The following is a 21,902-nucleotide window of genomic DNA, read 5'->3' on the forward strand; positions in this document are numbered from 1 at the left end:
GCCGGTCAACGCCCGTCCCGTTCCGATGCGCGGTAAGCCTGCAGCGCGCGGGCCAGCTCGGCGGGCAGCGGCACCGGTTCGGTGCCCGCGGCCGTCCGCCGGAGGCAGGCGACGACCTGCGACCCGCGGGCGCGCAGCCGGCCGGCCACGCGGAAGTCGAAGTCCATGAGCACGCGGTTGCCGCCGGAGTCGCGGAGGGTCATCGCCACCTCGACCTCGTCCAGCGCGAACGTCTCCGCGTAGTACTCCATCCCGCACGACACCGTCGCCAGCACCAGCTCCCCCGCGCCGACCGCGGCCAGCACGGCCGGCGCGTGGTCGGCGAGGAAGCGCTCGCGGCAGTGCCCCTGCCAGTGCAGGTAGTGCGCGAAGTAGACGTTGCCGACGACGTTGGTCTCGTCGAACGTCACCCGGTGCCGGTACAGGTAGGCCGTCATGGGTGCTCGGCGACCGCGACGGCGACCGCGAGAGCCGGTCCGGAGGGCGACGCCGCGGCGGGCGCGGCGCTGAGCACGCGTCGGCCGCGGTGGCGGAGCAGCACCAGCCCGTCGGCCAGGGCGTCCCCCACGTCGACCTCGTCGACCTCGTCGACCTTGGACAGCCCCAACGCCCCGAGCACGGCCCGCGCCCGTGCGTCGGCGGCCGTGACGTCCTCCCCTGTGCGGGCCGCGAGCGCCGCCGACAGCGCTGCCACCGGCCCTGCGTGCACGGGTTCGGCGTGCACCGGTTCGGCGTGCACCGCGACCGCCGGGTCCAGTGCCACCAACCGGTCGTCGCCACCGTCCCGGACGGAGGTCAGCCCGGCCCGGTCGCTGACGCCCAGCTCGGACAGCCGTCTGCTCAGCCAGGGGCCGACCAGCGGCGCGGGCAGGGGTCCGCTCCAGGGGCGGTGGCCGACGGCCCGCAGCCGCAGGCCCTCCCACCGGCTGACCGCGTCGCCGTTCGGGTCGAGCAGGTCCACGTCGAACCAGTACTCGTCGTCGGTGTGCCGGGTCTCCACGGCGTGCACCCGCAGCAGCCCGTCCGGCCTGCGCCACACGGTGACGCGGTCCGCGCCCACGGGCAGCGCCTTGCGGTGCGGCAGGCACGCGAGCAGCACGTGCACGCTCGCGTCGTGCGCGCCGGGGTCGCCGAGGAGCAGTCGGCCGCTGTGGAAGTCGGAGAACCACCGGGCGTGGTCGTCGGCGCGCACCCAGGCCCGGACCTCGAACGCGGTCAGGTGGTCGAACCGGACCAGCCGCTCGAACCGGCCCGTGTGGAACAGCAGCGGTCCGTAGAACGGGTGCCGACCCTCGGCGCGCGCCGGCGGTGACGGCACGGCGACGCGGTCGGGTGGTGACGTGGCGGTGCGCGACTCCGCCGAGAAGCGGATGGCCCCGTATCCGTCGGCGTCGTCGCGCAACGCCACGTCGACCCCGTCGCCCCGGTCCCGCGCCAGCGCGGCGACCTGCAACGTCCGTGTGCCCCGCTCGGCGACGGTGACCGGCGCGGTCAGGGCGACCCGCTCGAACGACCACCGCCGCGCCGCGCCGGTGACCGCGGCCACCGCCTGCGCCATCGCCTCCAGCCCGACCACGGCGGGCAGCACCGGGGTGCCGTCGACGCGGTGCTCGTCCAGGTAGGGGTCCGTGCCGAGGGAGAGCCCGGCGTGCACGACCGACTCGACGCCGGGCGTGCCGTCCGTCTCCTCCTCGGTGAAGCGCAGGCCGCGCTCGCCGCGCTCGCGCAGGACCAGCGTCGGCGTCGCGGGCAACCGGCCGGCCGGCATGACCGTGACCGGCGTGCCGGGGTCCGCGAGCAGCGCCACCAGGGCCGCCGCGCCCGCCTCGGGGGTGATCGGGTCGATGCCCTGCCCGCGCAGCCGGTCCACGACGCCCAGGCGTTCGCCCATGCCGACACCGGACCACAGGGTCCACTCCACCGCGTGCGTGCGGCAACCCGGGTGGCGCGCGGCCCAGCGCTCGACCTCCGCGCGCATCCAGTCGTTGGCCACGCAGTACTCGGCCTGGCCCGGCATCCCCATCCGCCCGATGACCGAGCCGAAGGCGAGCACGAGGGTGGCGTGGCGGCCGACGCTCTCCAGCAGCAGGCGCAACCCGGTGACCTTGGGCCAGACGGTCGCGCGGAGCGTGGTGTCGGTGACCGCGCCGAGCGGCCGGGGTTCGTTGACCCCGGCGCCGTGCAGCAGGCCGCGGATCGGCCCGCAGGTCGCGGCGGCCGACACGGCGGCCCGCACGTCCGCCGGGTCGGTCACGTCGCACTGGACGTAGTGGACCCGGATCCGCTGCGGCAGTTGGGTGAGCCCCGTCCGGACGGCGGGCGCGTCGGCGGGCGTCCGGCCGAGGAAGACCAGGGTCGCGCCGAACCGCTCGGCGAGCACGGCGGCGCAGCGCGCCGTGATGCCCGTGGTGCCGCCGGTCACCAGGCACACGTCACCCGGCGCGAGCGGCGCGGCGGCGCCCTCGCCGGCAGGGCGTGCTTCGGTGACCGGTCGCTGGTAGCGGCCGTCCCGCCCGAGGCGCAGTTCGAGGTAGCCGCCACGGGCGGCGAGGTCCAGGTCGAACCCGTGGTGCGCCGGGCGGTCCACGACGGTGACCGCGCAGTCCGGCCGCTCGACGGCGACGCTGCGGGCGAGCGCGGCGGCGGCCGGGTGGTTGTCGTGCAGCACGACCAGGAGGTCCGGCCGTTCGAGCTCGACGCGCTCGATGGCGGCGGCCAGCGCGCCGACCTCGTGCACGACTTCGACGGCGTCGCCGAACTCGACCACGAGGCCGCGTCGCGCGGAGTTCGGTGCGGACGTGCGCGCCGGCGGGCCGTCGGGTGCGCGCAGGCGTGGTGCGTAGCGGACCCAGTCGACCGGCTCGGCGGGCCGCGGGTCGTCCGGCGTGTGGGTCGTCCAGTGGTGGGTGAAGGCGCGGACCCACGGGCGCAGTCCGCGTCCCCGGTCGAGCCTGGTGCGCTTGAGCGGCGAGGCTTCGATCATGCGGGCGATGTCGCCGACCGACGGGTTCGCCATGACGTCGTGCGGGCTGGGCGCCTGCCGGCCGACCAGGTCGGCGGCGGTCGTCACCAGGTCGAGCAGTTGCAGGGAGCCGACGTGCAGGTCCGTGAGCAGCGAGGAGGTGGCCGCGACGCGCTCGGCGGGCAGTTCGAGGCTGCGGCTGAGGTGCTCCCTCAGCACGGTCAGGGCCTCACCTTGCGGCTGCGGCGGTGGCGGGGTCTGCGGCGGCGCGGAGGACGGGGTCGTGGGCACGGTCTCGCACGGGTTGGTCAGGAACGCGGCCGGGTGGTCGAGGTCGAACCGCCGGTGCCGGCCGTCGCGGTACCAGGTCGTGGTGGCGGGCACCCCCGCCGCGACCAGGGCGGCGACCACCAGGGCGTGGCGTCGCGGGTCGCCGCCGCAGTCCATGCCGACGACGGGCACCGCGATGCCGCTGTCGCGCACCAGGCCGGTGGTAGTCGTGCCCGGACCGACCTCGACCAGCAGGTCGCTGTGCTGCGCCAGGTGTTCCAGCGCCTCCTGGAAGCGCACCGGTGCCACGAGCTGGCGCAGGAGCAGGTCGGCGGGCCGCTCGACCGGTTCGCCGGTGACGGTGGAGAAGACCGGTTGGCGCAGCGGCGCGAAGTCGGTGCGCGCCAGAGCGACCTCGAACTCCGGCTGGACCGGTGCCATCGCCGCGCTGTGGAAGCCGTGCGAGACGGGCAGCGGGGTCGCCGGGATGTCCTGCGCCCGCGCCCGTTCCACGACTTCGGCGACGTCCGCCGCCGGCCCCGCGATCACGGTCTGCCGCGGCGCGTTCAACGCCGCCATGGTCGCCTCGGTCTCCTTGATCAGCGCCGCCGCCGTCGTGGCGTCCGTGCGCAGGCCGGCCATGGTGGTGCCGGGCAGGCCGTGGCGGGCCATCAGCTCGGCCCGCACCGTGACGAGGTCCAGACCCGCTCGCGGGGTCAACGCTCCCGCCCAGACCAGGGCGACGATCTCGCCGAGGCTGTGCCCCGCGGCGGCGACCGGCGCGCAGCCGGTGGTGGCGAGCCAGGCGAGTCCGGCGAGCGACTGCCGGACGATCGCCGGCTGGGCCACGGCCGTGTCGACGTCACCGTCCTCGACCCGCAGGTCCGGTCGGAGCGCGGGCACCGGCAGCGCGGTGGCCCAGGCGGGCAGTTGGGCGCGCACGGGTGACGCTTGGCCGGGGAAGAGCAGGCCGACGCGGGCGGGTGCGCCGAACCCGAGGGCGAACCCCGCGTCATCCGCCACGACGGAGCCGGGACCAGCAGCGGCCGACGCGCCGACCTCACCCGCACCCGCACCGACGCTCCCAGCCAGCCGGGCGCGAGCCCTCGTGGCGACGTCCGCCAGGCCCGCGGGTGTCCGGGCGACCAGGGCGCAGCGCACCGGAGCCAGGTGGGCCGCCGAGCCCGCGGCCGTGGCGGCGAGGTCGTGCACCTCGATCGAGCTCAGCGCGGGGGCCCGGTCGACGAGGTGGTCGAGTGCCGCCAGCAGTTCCCCGGCCGAGCCCGCGCCGAGCACCACCACGTCGTCGGCCGGGCGCGGTGCGCTCCAAGCCTTGACGTCGGCGCTCAGCCCGGCGTGCGGTCCGGTGTGGTGCCCGCCGAGGACGACGTGGGTGTTGATACCGCCGAACCCCATGGCCGACACCGCCGCGTGCGGGGTCCGGCTCTCCCAGGGTTCCGCCTCGGCCGACACCCGCAGCGGCACGCCGGGGCCGCGCAGCAGTTCGTGCGGCGTCGTGCACCCGGTGGTCGGCGGGAGGACGCGGTGGTGCACCGCGAGGGCCGCTTTGATCAGACCGGCGACCCCCGCGGCTGCTTTGGTGTGACCGATGTTCGCCTTGACCGACCCGAGCACGGCGGGCGTCGTGCGGCCGGCCAGCGCCGAGCGCAGCACGGTCAGCTCGACCAGGTCGTTGAGCCGGGTGCCGGTGCCGTGCCCCTCCACCAGGTCGACGGCGCTCGGGTCGACCCCGCTCAGGCGGTACGCCCTGGCCACGGCCCGCGCCTGCCCGGACGCCTCGGGACGGGTCAGCCCGCCCGCGCCGTCGGAGGACATGCCCCAGCCCAGGATCTCGGCGTAGACGCGCAGGCCCGCGCGTTCCGCGTCCCGGGTCCGCATCAACGCCACCACACCGCACCCCTCACCGGGCAGGAACCCGGTCGGGTCGGCGTCGTACACGCGCATCTCGTCGACGGCCAGCGCACCCAGCCGCGCGAAGCCGACCAGCTCGAACGGGTCCAGGCTGAGGTCGACCCCGCCCGCGAGGGCGAAGTCCAGCTCGCCCGACACCAGCGCCCGGCACGCGGTGGCCACCGCCAGCAGGCTCGACGCGCACGCGCCGTCGACCGTGTGCCCGGTGCCGTGGAAGTCGAAGTGGTTGCAGATCCGGCCGGCGATGGTGTTCGCGAGCGCGCCGGCGAGCGATTCGTCACCCGGCACCGGGAACGGCTGCTTGACCATCTCCTCCAACGCGGTCAGCGCACCCGCCACGCGCTCGGGGTCCGCACCGGCTGACTCGAACGCGGCGGCGGCTGTCCGGCGGAAGAACGGCCACCGCAGCCGCAGCTGGTGGGCGCGGGTGAACTCGCCGGTCAACGAGTTGCCCAGCACCACGCCCGCCTGCTCCCGGTCCAGCCCCTCGGCCTCGGGGAAACCCGCGTCGGCGAGCGCTTCGGCGGCGACCTGCAACGCGAGCCAGTGCGTCTGGTCGGTGGCCCGGTACAGCGGTCCGGGCACGCCGAAGCGGTGCCGGTCGAACTCCCAGTCGCGCAGGAGGCCGGCGTGCGCGACGTAGGTGCGGTCCGGGTCGTCGGGCGACCCGATGTAGTCCGACGACAGCCTGCTCTCCGGGATGCCGCGGAACGCGCGGCGGCGGCCGAGCACGGTCTGCCACAGCTCTTCGGGGCGGTCCGCGTCGGGGTAGCGGCACGCCATGCCCACGATCGCGATGCGCGGCCGGTCCATCAGGCCACCCCCGCCGTGGCCCGCGCGCGAACGGGCACGTGCCGTGCCGCCAGGATCACGCCCGCCCGCAGGACGCACGTGATCACCAGGGCGAAGAACAGCCCGAACACGACCCCCGACACCACGAGCACGCCGTACACGGCCGCGGCGGTGAGGCCGAACACGACCTGACCGCGGGTGGCCACCGGCGTCGTGCCGGGGTCGGTGATCATGTAGTTGGTGAACAGGATGAACGCCACGCCGGTGATCGGCGCCAACGCACCCACGAGGTGGTGGTCCAGCAGCACCCAGCGCAGCACCGCCTGGGCGACGAAGCCCAGCACCCACGCGAGGATCAGCGGCACCTTCCCGGTCAGCTTCGCGTTCAGCATCGTGCCGAGCATCAGGACGCCGAACGGGATCGCCCAGTCGAGCGCGCCGCCGACGTTGGCGGTGAACTGGTAGGGCGGCGCGATGCCGACCCACGGGAACAGCAGCAGCGTGACCACGATTCCGGTGTTCGAGGGGTTGAGCACGTGCCGCAGCCGGCCGCGCACCTCCAGGCGCACCAGGTACTTGCTCGCGTTGGCCACGGTCACCGCGAACAGGTAGGGCCACAGCGAGGCGTTGCCCCACAACAACATCGCGCACGCCAGCGCGGCGATGTGCGCCGGGAGCAGGAACAGGACGAGCTGCCTGGTCCCGCCCAGGTACTGCGGCGCCCGACCCCGGGCCCACGCGTCGAGCGTTTCGAACAGCACCGCCGCCGCGTAGCTCGCCAGGACGGTGGCGATCGGCGTGATCGGCGACTGCTCGAACCCGAGCAGGGCGTGGCCGACGAGGTTGAACACGGTGATGGACAGGGCGAACCTGATCAGGGCCTTCTCGCGCCGGGCCTCCGGCGTCAGCGGGGTCGGCGGGGCGCCGGTCCCCCGCGTCGCGGCGACGGGGTGGGCATCGGCCGGAGCTGTCGTCGTCATCGCAGTGCCACCGTTCCGTCGCCGTGGAGGACCGCGGTCCAGCGGCCGGGCGTCACGTCGACCCGGGCTTCGTGCAGGCCGGAGGCGTCGCGCCAGGTCACGGTGACCGGGGTCGGGGTGTCGTCGGGCAGGGACAGGGGGATCTCCGCGGCGGAGACGCCCGCGTGCCCGTTCGCCGGGTACAGCTGAGCCCGCTGGGGTCGTTCGGGGTGGTGCAGCTCGACCTGCACGCCGAGCGCCTGCACCTCGGGTCCGCCGGGTGTGGTGGCGGCGCGCACGAACCGCAGGTTCGCGCTCCCGGCCGCGGTGCTCCGGTTGCGCAGCAGGACCGAGTCCTCCCACTGGTTGGCGACCAGGACGTCGAGCGCGCCGTCGGCGTCGACGTCGGCCAGCGCCAAGCCGCGGCTGTTGTCCGGCTCGGCGATGCCGACGGGCCGCGCGAGGTCGGTGTAGACGCCGTCGCGCCCCCGCACCCAGAACGGGTTCGCCTCGTGGCCGGACAGGTCGTCGCCGGGGCCGAACGCGGGCCACGCCCACGGGTGGCGCACCAGCTCGTCGTTGCCCATCGCCAGTTCCTGCAACAACGGCCAGCGGTCCACCTCGCCCTTGAGGAAGCCGTTGGCCTGGAGGATCTCGTCGACGCCGTCGTTGTCGAAGTCGCCCGCCTTGACGTCCCAGCACCAGCCTGCCCTGGCCAGCCCGAGCCGTTCGCTCCGCTCCCGGTACGGGAACCGGCCGTCGGCCAGCTCGCGCGGGTCGCCGTCCGGGACGAACGCGAAGTTGCTCTCGTGCAGGGCGTACGGGGTGGTGATGTTGCTGACCACGATCGTGGGCAACCGGCTGCCGCGGTCGTAGGTGAACGCCACGCCCATGCCCTTGAACGAGTCGTTGCCGAGCACCTCGGACTTCGGCGTGGTGAGGTCGCGGTCGCCGGTCACCTCGGTGAGCCGGACGCGGCCGACCCGGGATTCGTTGACCATGAGCTGGTCGGGCCCGAAGTCGTTGGCCTGGTAGATCTCCGGCAGGCCGTCGCCGGTGAGGTCCTGGAGCCCGATGGACAGCGTCCACGACGCCGCGGCGGTCTCGGAGAGCGCGTTGCCCGCGTCCACCAGCTCGGGCGCGACGTCCACGCCGCGCGGCTCGGTGAGCAGGATGCGGTTGACGCCGGCGTTGCGCGCGCGGGACATCGAGTCCTGCATCGCCATGCGGTCGTCGTCGGTGGCGTCCGGGTCGAGCACTTTGGCGCCGTCCGGGAAGTAGTTGCCGACCAGCACGTCCAGGTGGCCGTCGCCGTCGACGTCGCCGACGTTGAGGGCGGTCGAGTTCCACACCTCCATCGGGTGCAGCAGCTCCTGCGCCCGGAACGTGTCGGGCCGCGGCACGGACGTGGCCGAGGACGTGTTGACGAACAGCAGCGGCGACCGGCCCCAGTAGTAGACGAGCAGGTCCAGGTCGCCGTCCTCGTCCAGGTCCGCGGGCACGCAGCCCATCGGCGCCATGGTGGCGTCCCACGCGACACCGGTCGCCGACAGCCGGACGGGCGGGTACGGCTGCGCGTCGCCCGGCGCCGGCCGCACGGTGACCGAGTCGTCCCTCGGGTCGACCAGGCACACGTCGCCGGGTCGGCCGAGGCCGCGCAGGTCGGTCGCCGCCACGGCGGCACCGACGGCCGAGATCCAGCTGCGGATGCCGCGCAGCGCGGGTGCGACCGACCGTTCCCGGTGCGCGCGGGCGGGCGCGGTGTTCAGCAGCTCGGTGGTGAACGAGAAGGCCGCCGACCGGGCGGCCACCTCGTCGTGGCTCGGGCTCGGGCGGACCGCCATCGCCCCGAGCGCGGCACAGGAACCCAACATGACGGCGGCGGCGACAGCCCCGCGGAAGGTCTTGGGCATGGAACGCACGACCCCTTCCCTAACTGGGCGAGACGGGGGCGGCGAGCGCGCGGACGCGGGCTCGCCACTGGAGGTAGGCGTGGACGTGCCGGGAGTCGGTCAAGCCCTCCGCCGCGACGTCGGTCCACGCGGCGGCCCGCGCGGTGTCGACGCCGAGGACCTGGGCGCAGGCCGCGCCGGTGTGCTCCGGCACGATCCCGGAGCGCACCCGGGCCGCCGCCGCGAAGGCCACGCCCTGCGCGAGGTGCGGCAGGTGCGGCCCCGACGCGCGGACCAGCGCGGCGCGCCCGGCTTCGTCCGTCGCCCCGGCGTAGGCGCAGGCCAGGCCGATCCCGCTCCACAGGGCCGGGCGAGCGGGCGCGGGCGCGTCGGCGATCCGCCGGGCGACGCCCGTGGCGTCGCCGGATTCCAGGAACCACAGGGCACGCCCGCAGCCGGCGACCTCGACCTCGGCGACCGGGGTGCTCACGTCCCGGCACCGGCGGGCCAGTGCCCGCGCGCCGCCGAAGAACGTGGCCGCGAACCCGGCGCCGTCCAGCGCCAGCCACCGCAGCAGCGGGGCTCGGGGCGGCGGGAGCCGCACCGGGAGGCGTGCCGCGGCAAACGGCCAGCCGGCGCCGACGTGCACGAGGTGGGCGTACCGGTCGCCGGGGCCCGCCAGCAGGCGGTCCAGCGCACGTGCCCGGCCCGCGGTCGCCAGGTCCGCGATCCGGGCGAACATCCCGGCGCCCTCGTACGCGAAGCCGCGTTCCTCGGCGGGCAGCCGGTCCAGCGCGGTGTGCGGCGCACGCCACCCACCGGCCGCGGTGTTGAAGCCGGTCAGGAAGCTGCGCGCGTGGGTCTCGAGGACTTCTCGGGCCGCCGGACGATCGGTCCGGAAGCCCCGGCGGCCGAAGTCGGCCAGCGCGAGCGGCAGCCGCGGCGGGCGGAGGACCCTCCGGACCGCGGTCGGCACGGGTAAGGCGACAGGCTCTTCCACGATTCCCCCAGCGACCCCGGCTGCGCGCAATTTCACTACATGAAACGTGATCGTCAGTGCCCTTGACCTGCGCCTAGCTGTCTAGCACCGTAATCCATGGATAACAAGATGTCTGAAACAGCCTTCACTCGATGGGACCATGCCCAGTACCACACATTGCCCACCTGACCTGCCTGATTGCGACGGCGACGGCAGCTGTTCGACTGTCCGGATGCGCGGAACCAGCCGACGCACACCCGTTGAGCGCAGTAGAAACTACGCCGGATGGCCAGCGAGTCAGAGATTGCCTACAGAGAAAACTATCCTTAGTGTTAGCGACCTACGTCAGGAGGCTTCATGGCACCCATGTCGCGCTCGCGCCGGCTCACCCTGTCCGTGGTCGTGTTGACGTTCGCGTCGACCTTCGCGGCGCCCACCGCCGGCGCGGCGGCATCCCTCGGCGGCGTCGCCTTCACCGAGCTCGCGCTACCCGGCACCGCCATGTCCACCTACCGCCGGATACCGTCACCCGAGCACGCCGTCCGGGTGGTCAACCGCCAGCGGCCCTCGGTCAAGTTCAGCGACTTCGCCGCCGAACCGGTCTTCAGCCACGGCATCCCCGGTGTGGTGGTGCTCGACTACGACAACGACGGCGACCTCGACTTCTACGTCACCAACGGCCCCGGCCGGGCGAACAGCCTCTACCAGAACCAGCTCAAGCAGACCGGCCGCGTGGGCTTCGTGGACTTCGCGCCCTGGACCGGCACGTCGCTGACCGACCAGGACTCCAACGGCGCCTGCGCGGGCGACATCGACAACAACGGCTACACCGACCTCTACGTGCTGGGCCGCAACGCGGGCAACCGCCTGCTGCTCAACCGGGGCAACGGCACGTTCGGCGACGTCACGGCGGCCGCGGGCGACGCGACGGCCGGGACCTTCAGCCACGCGAGCTGCACGATGGGCGACATCAACGGCGACAGCCTGCTGGACATCGCCATCGCCAACGCCTTCGACATGAAGAACGCGCTGGCGATCTTCGCCGTGCCGTACGCCTACAACCAGCCGAACCAGCTCCTGCGCAACGTCGACGGCCTGCGGTTCACCGACGTGAGCGCCCCCTCCGGCTTCGCGCACGTCGAGGTGCGGGACGTGCCGCCCGACAGCACCGGGCCGTTCAACGACATCACCTGGGCCATCGCCGCCGTGGACTACGACCAGGACGGCGACGTCGACCTGATGACCGGTAGCGACCAGGCCGCCTACCGGATCGCCAAGCACGGCGGGCACGACCGCGGCTTCATCCGGCTGTGGAAGAACGACGGCGACGGGTACTTCGACGAGGTCACCTTCGACGTCGGCCTGGGCGAACCGGGCCAGTGGATGGGGCTGGCGTTCGCCGACTTCAACGCCGACGGCACCCTCGACGTGTTCGGCAGCAGCGGCGGCGACTACATGGCGGTGCCGCTGCCGCAGATGCCCCGCCAGCTCGGCGACTCGTCGAGCCGCTGGTTCCTGCAGCGCCCGAACGGCACGTTCGCCGACCCGCGCCGGTCGTCGCTGCACCTGCCCGCCGTCAACGGCGCCGACCCCGACCTCGGCGGCCTCAACGCCACGCCGTGGGGCTGGAGCTCGTCGGCGTTCGACTACGACAACGACGGCTCCACCGACGTGCTCTACCACGGCGCGCTGGACGGCATGGGCAACGTCACGGCCGACAACGCCGGCGCGTTGCTGCGCAACAAGGGGCCGCAGGTGGGCGCGGGCGCGTTCTACCCGTCCTTCGAGTTCGACGACGTCTTCACCCGCGCCACGGCCAACCACCGCAGGCGCACGGTGATCGGCATGGCCACCGGCGACCTCGACCAGAACGGCTTCGTCGACGTGGTGAGCGTGGCCCAGTCCCTCAAAGAGGGGCAGCTGGTCAAGGTCAGCGACGTGGTGCCGTTCGACTTCGCCTCGCCGTTCGACCGGGACGCCGCGATCATCCAGATCTTCCGGCCGACCGCCTCCGACCCCACCACCCTGGTGCCGACCGGCAGCACGACCGTCGAGGGCGACCTGTCGGTGGAGGTCAGCGGCGGCAACGGGAACAAATCGGTCACCGTGCGCGCGGTGGGCAGCGTCGGGCTCACGGCGGGTGCGAGGGTCAACCGCGACGGTGTCGGGGCGGTCGTCAAGTTCACCCCGTCGGACGGCCCGAGCGCGCTGCGCCCCGTGCTCGGCGGTGCGGGTTTCGCCTCGCAGGACGCGTTCGAGGGCACGTTCGGCCTGGGCCGGGCGAGCTCCGGCGTGGTGGAGGTGCTGTGGCCGGGAGGCGTGCGCAACCGCCTCTACAACGTCCGGGCGGGTGAGCGGATCACGGTCCCGGAGATCCCGTGCAGCTTCACCACCACGACCATGACCGGCGCGCAGTACCGGACGTGCGTCGACAACGCGGTCAACGCCCTGGTCGCGGCGGGCCGGATCTCGGCGGACAACGCGAGCCGCTTCGTCAACAGCGCGCGCCGGGCGTACACCGAGTCCCGGTAGCGCTCGACCGGCGTCGGTGCCGTCACCGCGTTCACCCGCTCGGTGACGGCATCGGCGCACCCGGTGACCGACCGGCGGGCTTGGGGCAGAATCCGAGGGGCACGGCGTCGTGTGGCCACCCGACCGCCCGGTCGACCGGAGCCCGATCCAGGAGTCCCGTCATGCGCTACATGCTCTTGTTCTACGGCTGCGACCGCCCCGAGCCGGGTGATCCGCGGTTCGAGGGCGCGTTGAGCAGGGCCAACGCCTTCACCGAGGAGTGCCGCAAGCGCGGCGCGTTCGTGACCGCCGGTCCGCTGAAGCCGGTGCACACGGCCACCACCGTCCGGGTCCGCGAGGGCCGCACGCTGATGACCGACGGACCGTTCGCGGAGACCTACGAGCAGCTGGGCGGCTTCTGCATCCTCGACTGCCCCGGGCTGGACGAGGCGCTGGAGCTGGCCGCGCTGTGCCCCATGGCGTACGAGGGTTCGGTCGAGGTCCGCCCGATGGACGACATCCCCGGCTGGAACGTGCCGCAGTTCGCCGCGCGATCGGCGGCCGTCTCGGAATGACCGACCGCTCACCCGCCACCGTCGTCGAGCGGGTGTACCGGGAGCACCGTGGTCGGATGCTCGCCGCGCTGGTGCGGGCGGTCGGCGACTTCGAGCTGGTCGAGGACGCGTTGCAGGACGCGTTCGCCATGGCCCTGCGGCGGTGGGAGCCGACCGCGGTGCCGGACGACCCGGTGGCGTGGCTGCTGACGGTCGCGCGCAACCGGGCGGTGGACCGCATCCGCCGCGCGCACCACCCGCGCGCCGGACAGGTGACCGCGGCCCTGGACGACCCCGGGCCGGGCACCGTGGTCACGATGACCGGGACCGGCGAGGACCGGCTGGTCAGCGTGGGCGACGACCAGCTGAGCCTGATCTTCACGTGCTGCCACCCGGCGCTGTCGATGGACGCGCGGGTGGCGTTGACCCTCCAGGCCGTGGCCGGGATGACCGCCGCCGAGATCGCCAAGGTGTTCCTCGTCGCCGAGCCGACCATGGCGCAGCGGCTCGTGCGGGCCAAGCGGAAGATCCGCGACGCGGGCATCAACTTCGAGGTGCCGCCCGACCACCGGCTGCCCGAGCGGTTGGCCTCCGTGCTGGCCGTCGTCTACCTGGTCTTCACCCAGGGCTACACCGCGCCGCGGGGCACGCCGCAGCACGACCAGCTGCGGGCCGAGGCGCTGCGGCTGGGCAAGCTGGTGGCCACCCTCATGCCCGACGAGCCCGAGGCGCTGGGCCTGGTGGCCCTGATGCTGCTGACCGACGCGCGCCGGGAGACGCGCTACACGACCACCGGCGACATCGTGCTGCTGGAGGACCAGGACCGGGCCCGGTGGGACCGGGCGCAGATCGCCGAGGGCGTCGGCCTGCTCCGCCGTGCCGCCCGGATGGAGATGCCGGGCCCCTACCAGTTGCAGGCCGCCATCGCGGCCGAGCACGCGAAGTCGCCGTCCAGCGAGGCGACCGACTGGCCGGTGATCGCCGAGCTGTACGGGGAGCTGCTCGAGGTGACGCCGTCCCCGGTCGTCGCCCTGAACCACGCGGTCGCGGTGGCGATGAAGGACGGCGCGGAGGCCGGTCTCGCGCTGGTCGACCGGATCGAGGGCCTGGACGGCTACCACCTGCTGCACGCGGCCAGGGCGGACCTGCTGCGCCGGCTCGGTCGTGCGGACCAGGCGGAACAGGCATACCTGCGCGCCCACGACCTGGCCACCAACCCGGCCGACCGGCGCTTCCTCACCAAGCGGCTGTCCGAACTGGCCGAAGCCGCCGACCGGTAACCCTCCCGCGAGTCGAACACTCAGGTCCCGCGAGTCGAACGTTCAGGTCCCCCGAGTCGAACACTCAGGACCCCCGAGTCGAACGTTCAGGACCCCTGGGTTCCACCTCGGCGCGGCGACCGGCACGCCCGGCCGCGAGCCCTGTTCACCGGGTGAACGACCTGGTCAGCGACCATCCTCCCGGGCCGGGGGAAACCGGCGAAAAATTCTCCCCCGCCGGTGTCGAGTTCCACGTTCGCCGTTCGTCCTTGGGACGTCCACCCGACTCCCGACCGGCACGGCCCGCCCGATCGACCGCGGCAGCGCAGAACGCGACACGAGAAAGTGAAATCCACCATGGCAGCAACCGGCACCACCGGCGCCGGTCCGGCGTTGCAGCGCTGGACCCTGATCCTCGGTTCCCTCTCCTCCTTCCTGGTGGGGCTCGACGCCCTGGTCGTGACGACCGCGCTCCCCACGCTGCACCAGCAGTTCGGCACCGGCATCGAAGGGCTCGGCTGGACGGTCAACGCCTACGAGCTCGCGTTCGCGGCGTCGATCCTCACCGGGTCGACGCTCGGTGACCGCTTCGGGCGGCGCAGGCTGTTCATCATCGGCATCGCGGTGTTCACGCTCGCCTCGGCCGCGTGCGCGCTCAGCACGACCGTGGAGTTCCTGATCACCGCGCGGGTCGTGCAGGGCATCGGCGGCGGTATCGCGGTGCCGCTGGCGCTCGCGCTGATCACCGACGTCACGCCGCCGCAGGCGCGCGGCAAGGCCCTGGGCATCTGGGGCGCGTTCACCGGGCTGGCCGTCGCCGCGGGCCCGCTCGTCGGCGGCGCCATCGTGGACGGCCTGGCCTGGCAGTGGATCTTCTGGCTGAACGTGCCGGTCGGCATCGCCATCATCGCCCTGACCGGGGCCAAGGTGGCCGAGAGCGCGCGGTTCCAGGCCAAGGCGGACCCGATCGGCCTGGTCCTGGCCACGCTCGGCGTCTTCGGCCTGGCCGCCGGCTTGATCAGGGGCAACGCCGCCGGGTGGACCTCGACGTGGGTCCTGGTCGGCCTGATCGGCGGCGTGGTGGCGCTGGTCCTGTTCGTCGTCTACGAGAGCCGTGCCGCGCACGCGATGATGCCGATGCGGATGTTCGCCAACCGCAGCTTCACCGCCGGGTGCGTGGCCGGGTTCATCCTGATGGCCGGCATCTTCGCGCTCGGCTTCCTCACCGCGCAGTACCTCCAGCTCGCGCTGGGCAAGACGCCGATGAGCGTCGGCCTCGGTCTGCTGCCCGCGACCGGCGTGGCGCTGTTCATCGCCCCCGTGACCGGCCGCCTGGCCGACCGGATCGGCGAACGGCCGCTGATCATGCTCGGGCTCGGGTTGCAGGCGGTCGGTCTGCTGCTCATCGGCCTGCTGGTCACCGACACCAGCGGGTACGGCACGATCATCGGTCCGCTGTTCGTCACCGGTTTCGGGATCGCCATCGCCTTCCCGACCGTGACGACCGCCGTGATGCGGTCGGTCGAGCCGGCGCAGGCGGGCATCGCCTCGGGCACCAGCAACACGTTCCGCCAGGTCGGCGCGGTGTTCGGGGTGGCGATCGCGACCGCGGTCTTCGCCGGCAACGGCAGCTACCGCACCCCGGCCGAGTTCGTGTCCGGCCTGAGCCCGGCGTTCGTCACGCTCGCCGTGCTGTGCGCCGTCGGCGTGGGTGTCGGCGCGATGGTCCGGCGCGCGCACGCGGCGCCGGCGGCCGACGTGCCCGCCACCGCCGTGCCGCGGACGACCGGCTGATCACCCCGCGTCGGGGGCACCGGACCGAGCGCCAGGGTCCGGTGCCCCCACCGCGCGGCGGCGTGCCGGGAGGAACGCGGCGCCGACCACGGCGACGGCCGCCAGCACCCCGAGCACGGCCAGCGCCGACCGCTCCGCCGGCACGAACCCGGACCCGGACGTCGCCGACTGGAGCAGCGCGCCGACGACCGCGACGCCCAGCGCGCCCGCGATCTGCCTGCTCGTGGTGAGCACGCCCGACCCGGTGTTCACCAGCTCCCGCGGCAGGTGGGCGACCACCTCCGTGCTGATCGGCCCCATCAGCAGCCCCACCCCGGCCCCGACCGCGGCGAGCGGCGCGAGCAGCGCCGCGGTCCCGACCGCCGACGAGACGACGGCGAGCCCGGCCAGCCCGCCACCCAGCACGAGGAAGCCCAGCATGATGACCGGACGCCCGCCCCACCGGTCGGTGGCGTGCCCGGCGAACGGCGACACCACGCCGGCCGCGAGCGCCATGGGCAGCAGCACGACGCCGGTTTGGAAGGCGTTGCCGCCCAGCGCGGTCTGCACCTTGAGCGTCACGATCAGCATCACGCCGGACATCAGCACGAACTGGAGCACGCCGAGCCCGAGCGCGACCGGGAACCCGCGCACGCGGAACAGGCCCAACGGCACCAGCGGCTCGGCCCGGCGCCGCTCCCACAGCAGGAAGGCCGCGATCAGCACCGCACCGGCCGCGAACACCGCGGGGACCACGCCGCCGAACCCCTGCCGCCCGCCGGCGATGAAGCCGTACACCACGGCTCCGAGCCCGGCGATCACCAGCAGCACGCCGATGACGTCCAGCTCGTGCGCCTGCTTCGCTTCCCAGGTCGTCGGGGCCCAGGCCACGGCGGCGAGCGCCAGCGCGCACCCCGGCACGTTCGCGAGGAACACCCAGCGCCAGCCGGCGGAGGACACCACGATCCCCCCGAGCACGGGCCCGGTGATGGCGGCCAGCGCCATCGAGGCGCTGACGAGCCCGAACGCCAGGCCCCGCCGGTGCTCCGGGACCACCGTCGCCAGCATCCCGAGGGTCTGCGGGATCAGCAGCGCACCGCCGACCGCTTGGACCACGCGTCCCGCCACGAGGACGGGCAGCGACCACGCCGAGCCGCACAGGACGGAGCCGAGCAGGAACAGCACGAGGCCGGTCACGAGCATCGCGCGGCGGCCGACCATGTCGCCCAGGCGGGCTCCGGGCAGCAACAGCACGCCGTACACCAGCGTGAAGGCGTTGGCCACCCACAGCACACCGGCCAGGCCGGCGTCCCACTCCCCCATCAGGTTCGGCAGCATCACCTGCACGACGGTCGAGTCGACCATGACCACGAACGACGCGATGCCGAGGGCGGCCACGGTGGCGGCGACGCCCCGTGGTGTCCGGGTGGCGACCGGTGAAGCCTCGTGCGACATGACCACCGCCAAGCGCTCGATCCACTGTGGTCGCTCACTATATATCTTGATAGCTTCCTGCGGCTACCCGTCGAGGTGGGCGTGAAGCCGGGACCAGGCTCCGAGAGGGCGCCGCCGGGCTGACGACCGGGCAGGGCCACGCCTGAACCGACGACCGCGATCCGGCCGCCGGGCGCCCGCGCACGCCCGCGGTCCGCGAAGTCCGGTGTGGACTGATCACTGTGGACACGAAAAACCCCGCGACCGGACGGTGCGGCGCACCGGCCCGATCGCGGGGTTGCCCGCTGTCAGCCCTGGACGCCGGGGCGGTCCCACAGACCGATCTCGTTGCCGTCCGGGTCGGTGAACACCGCGAAGCTGCCGAACTCGTCGGAGATCTTCATGGGCTGCATGACCGCCTTGCCGCCCAAGCTCTCCGCCTTCGCCAGCGCGGCCTCGAGATCGTCGACGTGGAAGTAGACTCGCACGCCGGCGTGGGTCTGCGCCGGGCCGATGCCGCCGCCGACACCACCCTCCACACCGGTGTCGACCAGGCCGTACCCGCCCATCTGCGGCAGCACGTTCACCTGCCAGTCGAACATGTCGCGGTAGAACTCCTGCAGCTTGGCGGCGTCATCGGTGGTCGTGATCTCGAAGTAGGCCAACGGCTTCCCCACGAAACTCCCCTTCCAGGTGTGAGTGGACACTGCATCGTAGTGAACAAAACCCCTGCCGCGCCGGGATGGCACGGGATCGCGGCAGGGTTCACCCGGATGGCGCTTCCCGGTCGACCGGCCGACCTCCGGTCACGAGTCGCCGGCGCGCGGCCGGTGGCACCCGGCCGCCGAGGTGTAGCAGGCCAGCGCCGGTTCCCGCTCCGCGATCGGCGCGCGCAGGTAGTTCTGGTTCTGGACTTGCTTCATCCAAGTGAAGTCAGCTTCGTGCGTGGCGGGGTTCGCCCCGGACATCAGCGGTCGCGCGCAGACCGCCGGGTCGAGCCGGGCCGGGTCCGCCGGTCCCCGGTGCCGCAGGGCGTCGAGGGCCAGCGCCTCCGCGACCGCGTCCACCGTGCCGACGCCGTCGTGGTCGGCGGTGTCGGCCGGGCACGCGTCCTGGATCCGCGCGTTGGTGATGTCGCCGGGCCCGGTGAGGTCGGCGGCCTCCGGCGGGACCATCGGGTCGAAGTCCGAGCGGATCACCGTGTAGGAGATCCCCCGGAACGTCTGCTGGTGGGAGTCGAGCGCCCGGTAGAAGTTCGCCGGCACCCGCTGCTGCCAGATCGCCGGGTGGCAGTCCGCCGAGCAGATCCGCGTGCCGAGCGGGGTGCCGTGGCTGGTGGGCGCCAGGGCGATGACGTCGTCCACCATCGGGCGAACGTCGGGCCAGAAGCGCAGCGCCCACCGCGGCACCACCCCGCCCTGGCTGTGGCCGATGACGCTGATCCGGCGGCCGGCCATCGCGCGCATCGTCCGGATGGCGTGCACGACGTACTCGGCGCGCACCTGGATGTCGTCCAGGTTCTGGTTCGCCGCGTCGGGCACGGGCACGTCGGACGCGCACCACGGGATCCCCGCCTTGGTCAGCGCGGGCTTCCAGTTCCAGCTGAAGTACTGGTCGGTGTTCACCGCGGTGCCGGCGAGCAGCAGCACGGGCGTCGTCCTGGCCCGTCGGACGTTGCCGGTGCACGTGAGGCTCGCGTCGAGCCGCTCGACCGGCACGCCGAGCCGGGGGCCCTTCCGGTCGACCGGGGCGAACCCGGCCGGCTCGCCGCCCGCCGGTGCGGCGTGCGCGGCGACCAGGAGTGCGGCGAGCGCGACCGCACGGGCGAAGCGAACGACCACGACTACCTCGTTTCACGGGGTTGCGGGGGGACGACGGGCTAGTGGCCGCGCGCGCACATGCTGTACCCGTCGCGGATGATCATGGCCGCCATCGGGACGTAGGACGCCGGGTCTTCGGGCACCACCGCGGCCAGGCCGTCGCAGTACCGGTTGAACATGCTGAACGCCGCGCCGATGAGCACGGTGTCGTGGATCTCGGTGTCGGTGGCGCCGTGCTCGCGGGCCACGGCGACCAGGTCGGGGGTGACGGCCCGGCCGCTCTCCTGCACGGCGCCCGCGATGCGCAGCAGTGCCTTGAGCTTGGGCGACACGGGCGCGCTGTCGAGGTCGGCGAGCACCTTGCGCACCAGGGCCCTGGCGTCCGGGTCGTCGCTCTGCTGCGCGCTCATCTCGCCGTGCGTGGTGGTGCAGAAGAAGCAGTCGTTCAGCGAGGAGGCGTACGCCGCCATCAGCTCGCGCTCGGAGCGGGTGAGCGAGTTCGCGTTGCGCAGCAGGACCTCGGCGAGCTCGCTGAGCGGCGTGCCCGTCTCCATCCGGTACTGCATCAGGCCGGGCGTGCCGGGGAACGCCTCGGCGGGCATCGTGACGTGTGGCATCCGTGTCTCCCTCTGAACGGTGCGAACGTCAGCCCAGTACACTACTACCTAAGTTTGTAGTCAAGCATCGCACCTACACCCCCCGAACAGGACCCGTTACCTGCGATAGAGCGGGAAATCGGCCATTCGTGGACTTGCCCGCACGAGGTCCGATCACTAGCGTCTGGTGAAGTCGAATGGGCCCCGCGCACCGGGCCCGGCCAGGGCCGGCGGACGGCCGAAGTTGAGTGTTCGACCATTGTGCCCACAACCATGTAGTCTATGGATTCATGGAGGACGTGAAGGTGGGCGATCCGGCCGACAAGGCGGCTTTGTTCGAAGCGTTCGCCCAGGTCGGCAAGGCGCTCGCCAGCGGGAAGAGGCTGGAGATGATCGACGTGCTCGCCCAGGGCGAGCGGTCGGTCGAGGTGCTGGCCACCACCGTGGGCATCGGGCTGACGACCGCGTCGAACAACCTCCAGGTGCTCAAGCAAGCCGGCCTGGTGTCGACCCGCCGCGAGGGGACGAAGGTCTTCTACCGGCTCGCCGGCACGGACGTCATGGCCCTGTGGGCACAGCTGCGCGAGGTGGCGTCCGGGCACCTGGCCGGGGTCGACCGCGCCCGCTCCGCCTACCTCGGCCCGGAGGACACCGAGCAGCTCACCCGCGACGAACTGCTCGAGCGGATCGAGCAGGGCGACGTCACGGTGATCGACGTGCGGCCACGCGAGGAGTACGACGCGGGGCACATCCCGGGTGCGCTGTCCGTGCCGCTGCGCGAACTGGCCGACCGGCTCGCCGACCTGCCGGCCGACAGCACGGTGGTCGCCTACTGCCGCGGCTCCTACTGCGTGCTCGCCCACGACGCGGTGCGGACCCTGCTCGCCAACGGCCGCGCGGCCGTCCGGCTGGCCGACGGCATCCTGGAGTGGAAGCTCGCGGACCTGCCGCTCGCCACGTGACGCGCCGACGCCCGCGTCAGCGGAACGTCGCCATGGCCCGCACCAGCCGGTCCACCTCGTCGTCGTCGGTGACGATGCTCGGGCCGAACCGGACGTAGGACTCGCGGTACGGCGTGGTCCCGGCCGCGATGCGGTGCTCCGCGAGGAGCCGGCCCACCACCTCCTCGCCGTCCACGCCGTCCACCCGGCAGCAGACGATGCCCGCGGACACCTCCGCCGACCTCGGCGTGACGACCCGGACCGCGGGCAGCCCGGCGAGGCCGTCCTTCAGCCGCGCCACCTGGCTGCGGACCCGTTCGGCCACCCTGGCCCGGCCGATCGCCTCGTGGAAGGCGACCGCCTCCGGCAGCGCCCAGCGGTTCTCGAACGAGTGATAGCCGCCTGGCGTGTTGAGCGTGCCGGGATCGCCGACCGGTGGCCGGCCGGTGAGCCACCCGGTGAACGCCGGGACCGAGAAGCTGGGGATGACGGTGTCCACCGACGGCCACGCCGACGGCCGCCCCCACACGAAGCCGGTGCCGCGCGGGCCGAACAGCCACTTGTGGGTCGAGGTCATGAAGAAGTCCGCGCCGAGGTCGGGGACGTCGACGTCCTCGGCGGCGAACCCGTGCACGCCGTCCACGCACAGCAGGACGCGGGTCCGCTCGTCGCGCCGGGCGTTGATCCGGCCGATCGCGTCGGCGATGGCGCGGATCGGGACCTTGACGCCGGTGCTGGAGTGCACCCAGGTCAACGCCACGACCCGGGTCCGGCCGGTCACCGCGCGCCGCAGCCGGTCGGTCATCTCCTCCGCCGACGCCGCGGCCGGATCGGTGTACAGGGGCACTTGGCGCACACGCACGCCGTGCGCGCTCGCCCTCAGCCGCAGGCTCTCGTGCGTGGAGTAGAACTCGTGGGGCGTCGTGAGCACCTCGTCGCCCGGCCGCAACCGCAGGCCGCCGTAGACCAGGCCGATGCCCATCGTCGCGCTGTCGGTCAGGGCGATCTCGCCCGGCATCGCTCCGGCGTACCGCGCGAGTGCGGCCTGCACCCGTCCGCTGTACTCCAAGTCAGCGACACCCATGTGGAAATCCGCGGGCGAGCTGTCCAGTCGATCACGAAAGGACGCTATCGCTTCACGTACCGAACGCGGTGGCGAGGCGAGCATGAAAGCGGCGAAGTGCGCGTAGTCGGACCTCAACGCGAACTCCCGGCGCACCGAAGCCCA

The 21,902-nt window shown here is 73.3% G+C and carries 15 protein-coding genes; 5 read left to right on the top strand and 10 right to left on the bottom strand.

Going from position 1 to position 21,902, the window contains the following annotated elements; all coding sequences use genetic code 11:
• Positions 1–5: 5 nt before the first annotated feature.
• The 5 genes from ACIQMJ_RS38305 to ACIQMJ_RS38325 are packed head-to-tail and all read right to left on the bottom strand — an operon-like array spanning position 6 to position 9,807.
• Complete coding sequence (locus ACIQMJ_RS38305) at positions 6–437, bottom strand: acyl-CoA thioesterase (protein ID WP_499765919.1); 432 nt, start codon at positions 435–437, stop codon at positions 6–8.
• Complete coding sequence (locus ACIQMJ_RS38310) at positions 434–5,977, bottom strand: SDR family NAD(P)-dependent oxidoreductase (RefSeq protein ID WP_499765920.1); 5,544 nt, start codon at positions 5,975–5,977, stop codon at positions 434–436. The genes ACIQMJ_RS38305 and ACIQMJ_RS38310 overlap by 4 nt, the downstream gene beginning before the upstream one ends.
• Positions 5,977–6,936 carry an enediyne biosynthesis protein UnbU gene (locus ACIQMJ_RS38315; protein WP_499765921.1) on the bottom strand — a complete coding sequence of 320 codons (960 nt, stop codon included), beginning with the start codon at positions 6,934–6,936 and terminating at the stop codon, positions 5,977–5,979. The genes ACIQMJ_RS38310 and ACIQMJ_RS38315 overlap by 1 nt, the downstream gene beginning before the upstream one ends.
• A complete protein-coding gene (locus tag ACIQMJ_RS38320) occupies positions 6,933–8,828 on the bottom strand; it encodes a hypothetical protein (protein ID WP_499765922.1) in 1,896 nt (631 codons plus the stop codon). The genes ACIQMJ_RS38315 and ACIQMJ_RS38320 overlap by 4 nt, the downstream gene beginning before the upstream one ends.
• A 19-nt stretch (positions 8,829–8,847) precedes the next feature.
• Positions 8,848–9,807 carry a DUF1702 family protein gene (locus ACIQMJ_RS38325; RefSeq protein ID WP_499765923.1) on the bottom strand — a complete coding sequence of 320 codons (960 nt, stop codon included), beginning with the start codon at positions 9,805–9,807 and terminating at the stop codon, positions 8,848–8,850.
• Between the two features lie 336 nt (positions 9,808–10,143).
• On the opposite strand from ACIQMJ_RS38325, the gene ACIQMJ_RS38330 reads away from it, so the two are divergent.
• The 4 genes from ACIQMJ_RS38330 to ACIQMJ_RS38345 all read left to right on the top strand — a co-directional run bounded on the left by ACIQMJ_RS38330 (position 10,144) and on the right by ACIQMJ_RS38345 (position 15,904).
• Positions 10,144–12,318 carry a CRTAC1 family protein gene (locus ACIQMJ_RS38330; RefSeq protein WP_499765924.1) on the top strand — a complete coding sequence of 725 codons (2,175 nt, stop codon included), beginning with the start codon at positions 10,144–10,146 and terminating at the stop codon, positions 12,316–12,318.
• 161 nt (positions 12,319–12,479) lie between these two features.
• Positions 12,480–12,872: a YciI family protein gene (locus tag ACIQMJ_RS38335; protein WP_499765925.1), complete on the top strand. Its 393-nt coding sequence runs from the start codon at positions 12,480–12,482 to the stop codon at positions 12,870–12,872.
• Positions 12,869–14,131, top strand: a complete 1,263-nt coding sequence (locus tag ACIQMJ_RS38340; RefSeq protein ID WP_499765926.1) for an RNA polymerase sigma factor — start codon at positions 12,869–12,871, stop codon at positions 14,129–14,131. Before ACIQMJ_RS38335 ends, ACIQMJ_RS38340 begins: the two co-directional genes overlap by 4 nt.
• 336 nt (positions 14,132–14,467) lie before the next feature.
• Positions 14,468–15,904 carry a DHA2 family efflux MFS transporter permease subunit gene (locus ACIQMJ_RS38345; RefSeq protein ID WP_499765927.1) on the top strand — a complete coding sequence of 479 codons (1,437 nt, stop codon included), beginning with the start codon at positions 14,468–14,470 and terminating at the stop codon, positions 15,902–15,904.
• Here ACIQMJ_RS38345 and ACIQMJ_RS38350 read toward each other — a convergent pair whose 3' ends face one another.
• From ACIQMJ_RS38350 to ACIQMJ_RS38365, 4 genes are all read right to left on the bottom strand, one after another.
• Positions 15,905–17,344 carry an MFS transporter gene (locus tag ACIQMJ_RS38350; RefSeq protein WP_499765941.1) on the bottom strand — a complete coding sequence of 480 codons (1,440 nt, stop codon included), beginning with the start codon at positions 17,342–17,344 and terminating at the stop codon, positions 15,905–15,907.
• Between the two features lie 281 nt (positions 17,345–17,625).
• Positions 17,626–17,994, bottom strand: coding sequence for a VOC family protein (locus tag ACIQMJ_RS38355; RefSeq protein ID WP_499765928.1), 369 nt, complete (start codon positions 17,992–17,994; stop codon positions 17,626–17,628).
• 129 nt (positions 17,995–18,123) lie between these two features.
• The gene (locus tag ACIQMJ_RS38360) at positions 18,124–19,158 is read right to left on the bottom strand and encodes an esterase/lipase family protein (protein ID WP_499765929.1); all 1,035 of its coding nucleotides are present in this window, start codon (positions 19,156–19,158) and stop codon (positions 18,124–18,126) included.
• Between the two features lie 38 nt (positions 19,159–19,196).
• Entirely contained in the window at positions 19,197–19,754 is a 558-nt protein-coding gene (locus ACIQMJ_RS38365) for a carboxymuconolactone decarboxylase family protein (RefSeq protein ID WP_499765930.1), read from the bottom strand.
• A gap of 284 nt (positions 19,755–20,038) precedes the next feature.
• On the opposite strand from ACIQMJ_RS38365, the gene ACIQMJ_RS38370 reads away from it, so the two are divergent.
• Positions 20,039–20,695: an ArsR/SmtB family transcription factor gene (locus ACIQMJ_RS38370; protein WP_499765942.1), complete on the top strand. Its 657-nt coding sequence runs from the start codon at positions 20,039–20,041 to the stop codon at positions 20,693–20,695.
• Between the two features lie 16 nt (positions 20,696–20,711).
• On the opposite strand, the gene ACIQMJ_RS38375 is transcribed toward ACIQMJ_RS38370, so the two are convergent.
• Positions 20,712–21,758 carry an aminotransferase class V-fold PLP-dependent enzyme gene (locus ACIQMJ_RS38375; protein ID WP_499765931.1) on the bottom strand — a complete coding sequence of 349 codons (1,047 nt, stop codon included), beginning with the start codon at positions 21,756–21,758 and terminating at the stop codon, positions 20,712–20,714.
• Positions 21,759–21,902: the final 144 nt, after the last annotated feature.

Origin of the sequence: Actinosynnema sp. NPDC091369, from assembly GCF_044757065.1 — a bacterium.
Lineage (GTDB): Bacteria > Actinomycetota > Actinomycetes > Mycobacteriales > Pseudonocardiaceae > Actinosynnema.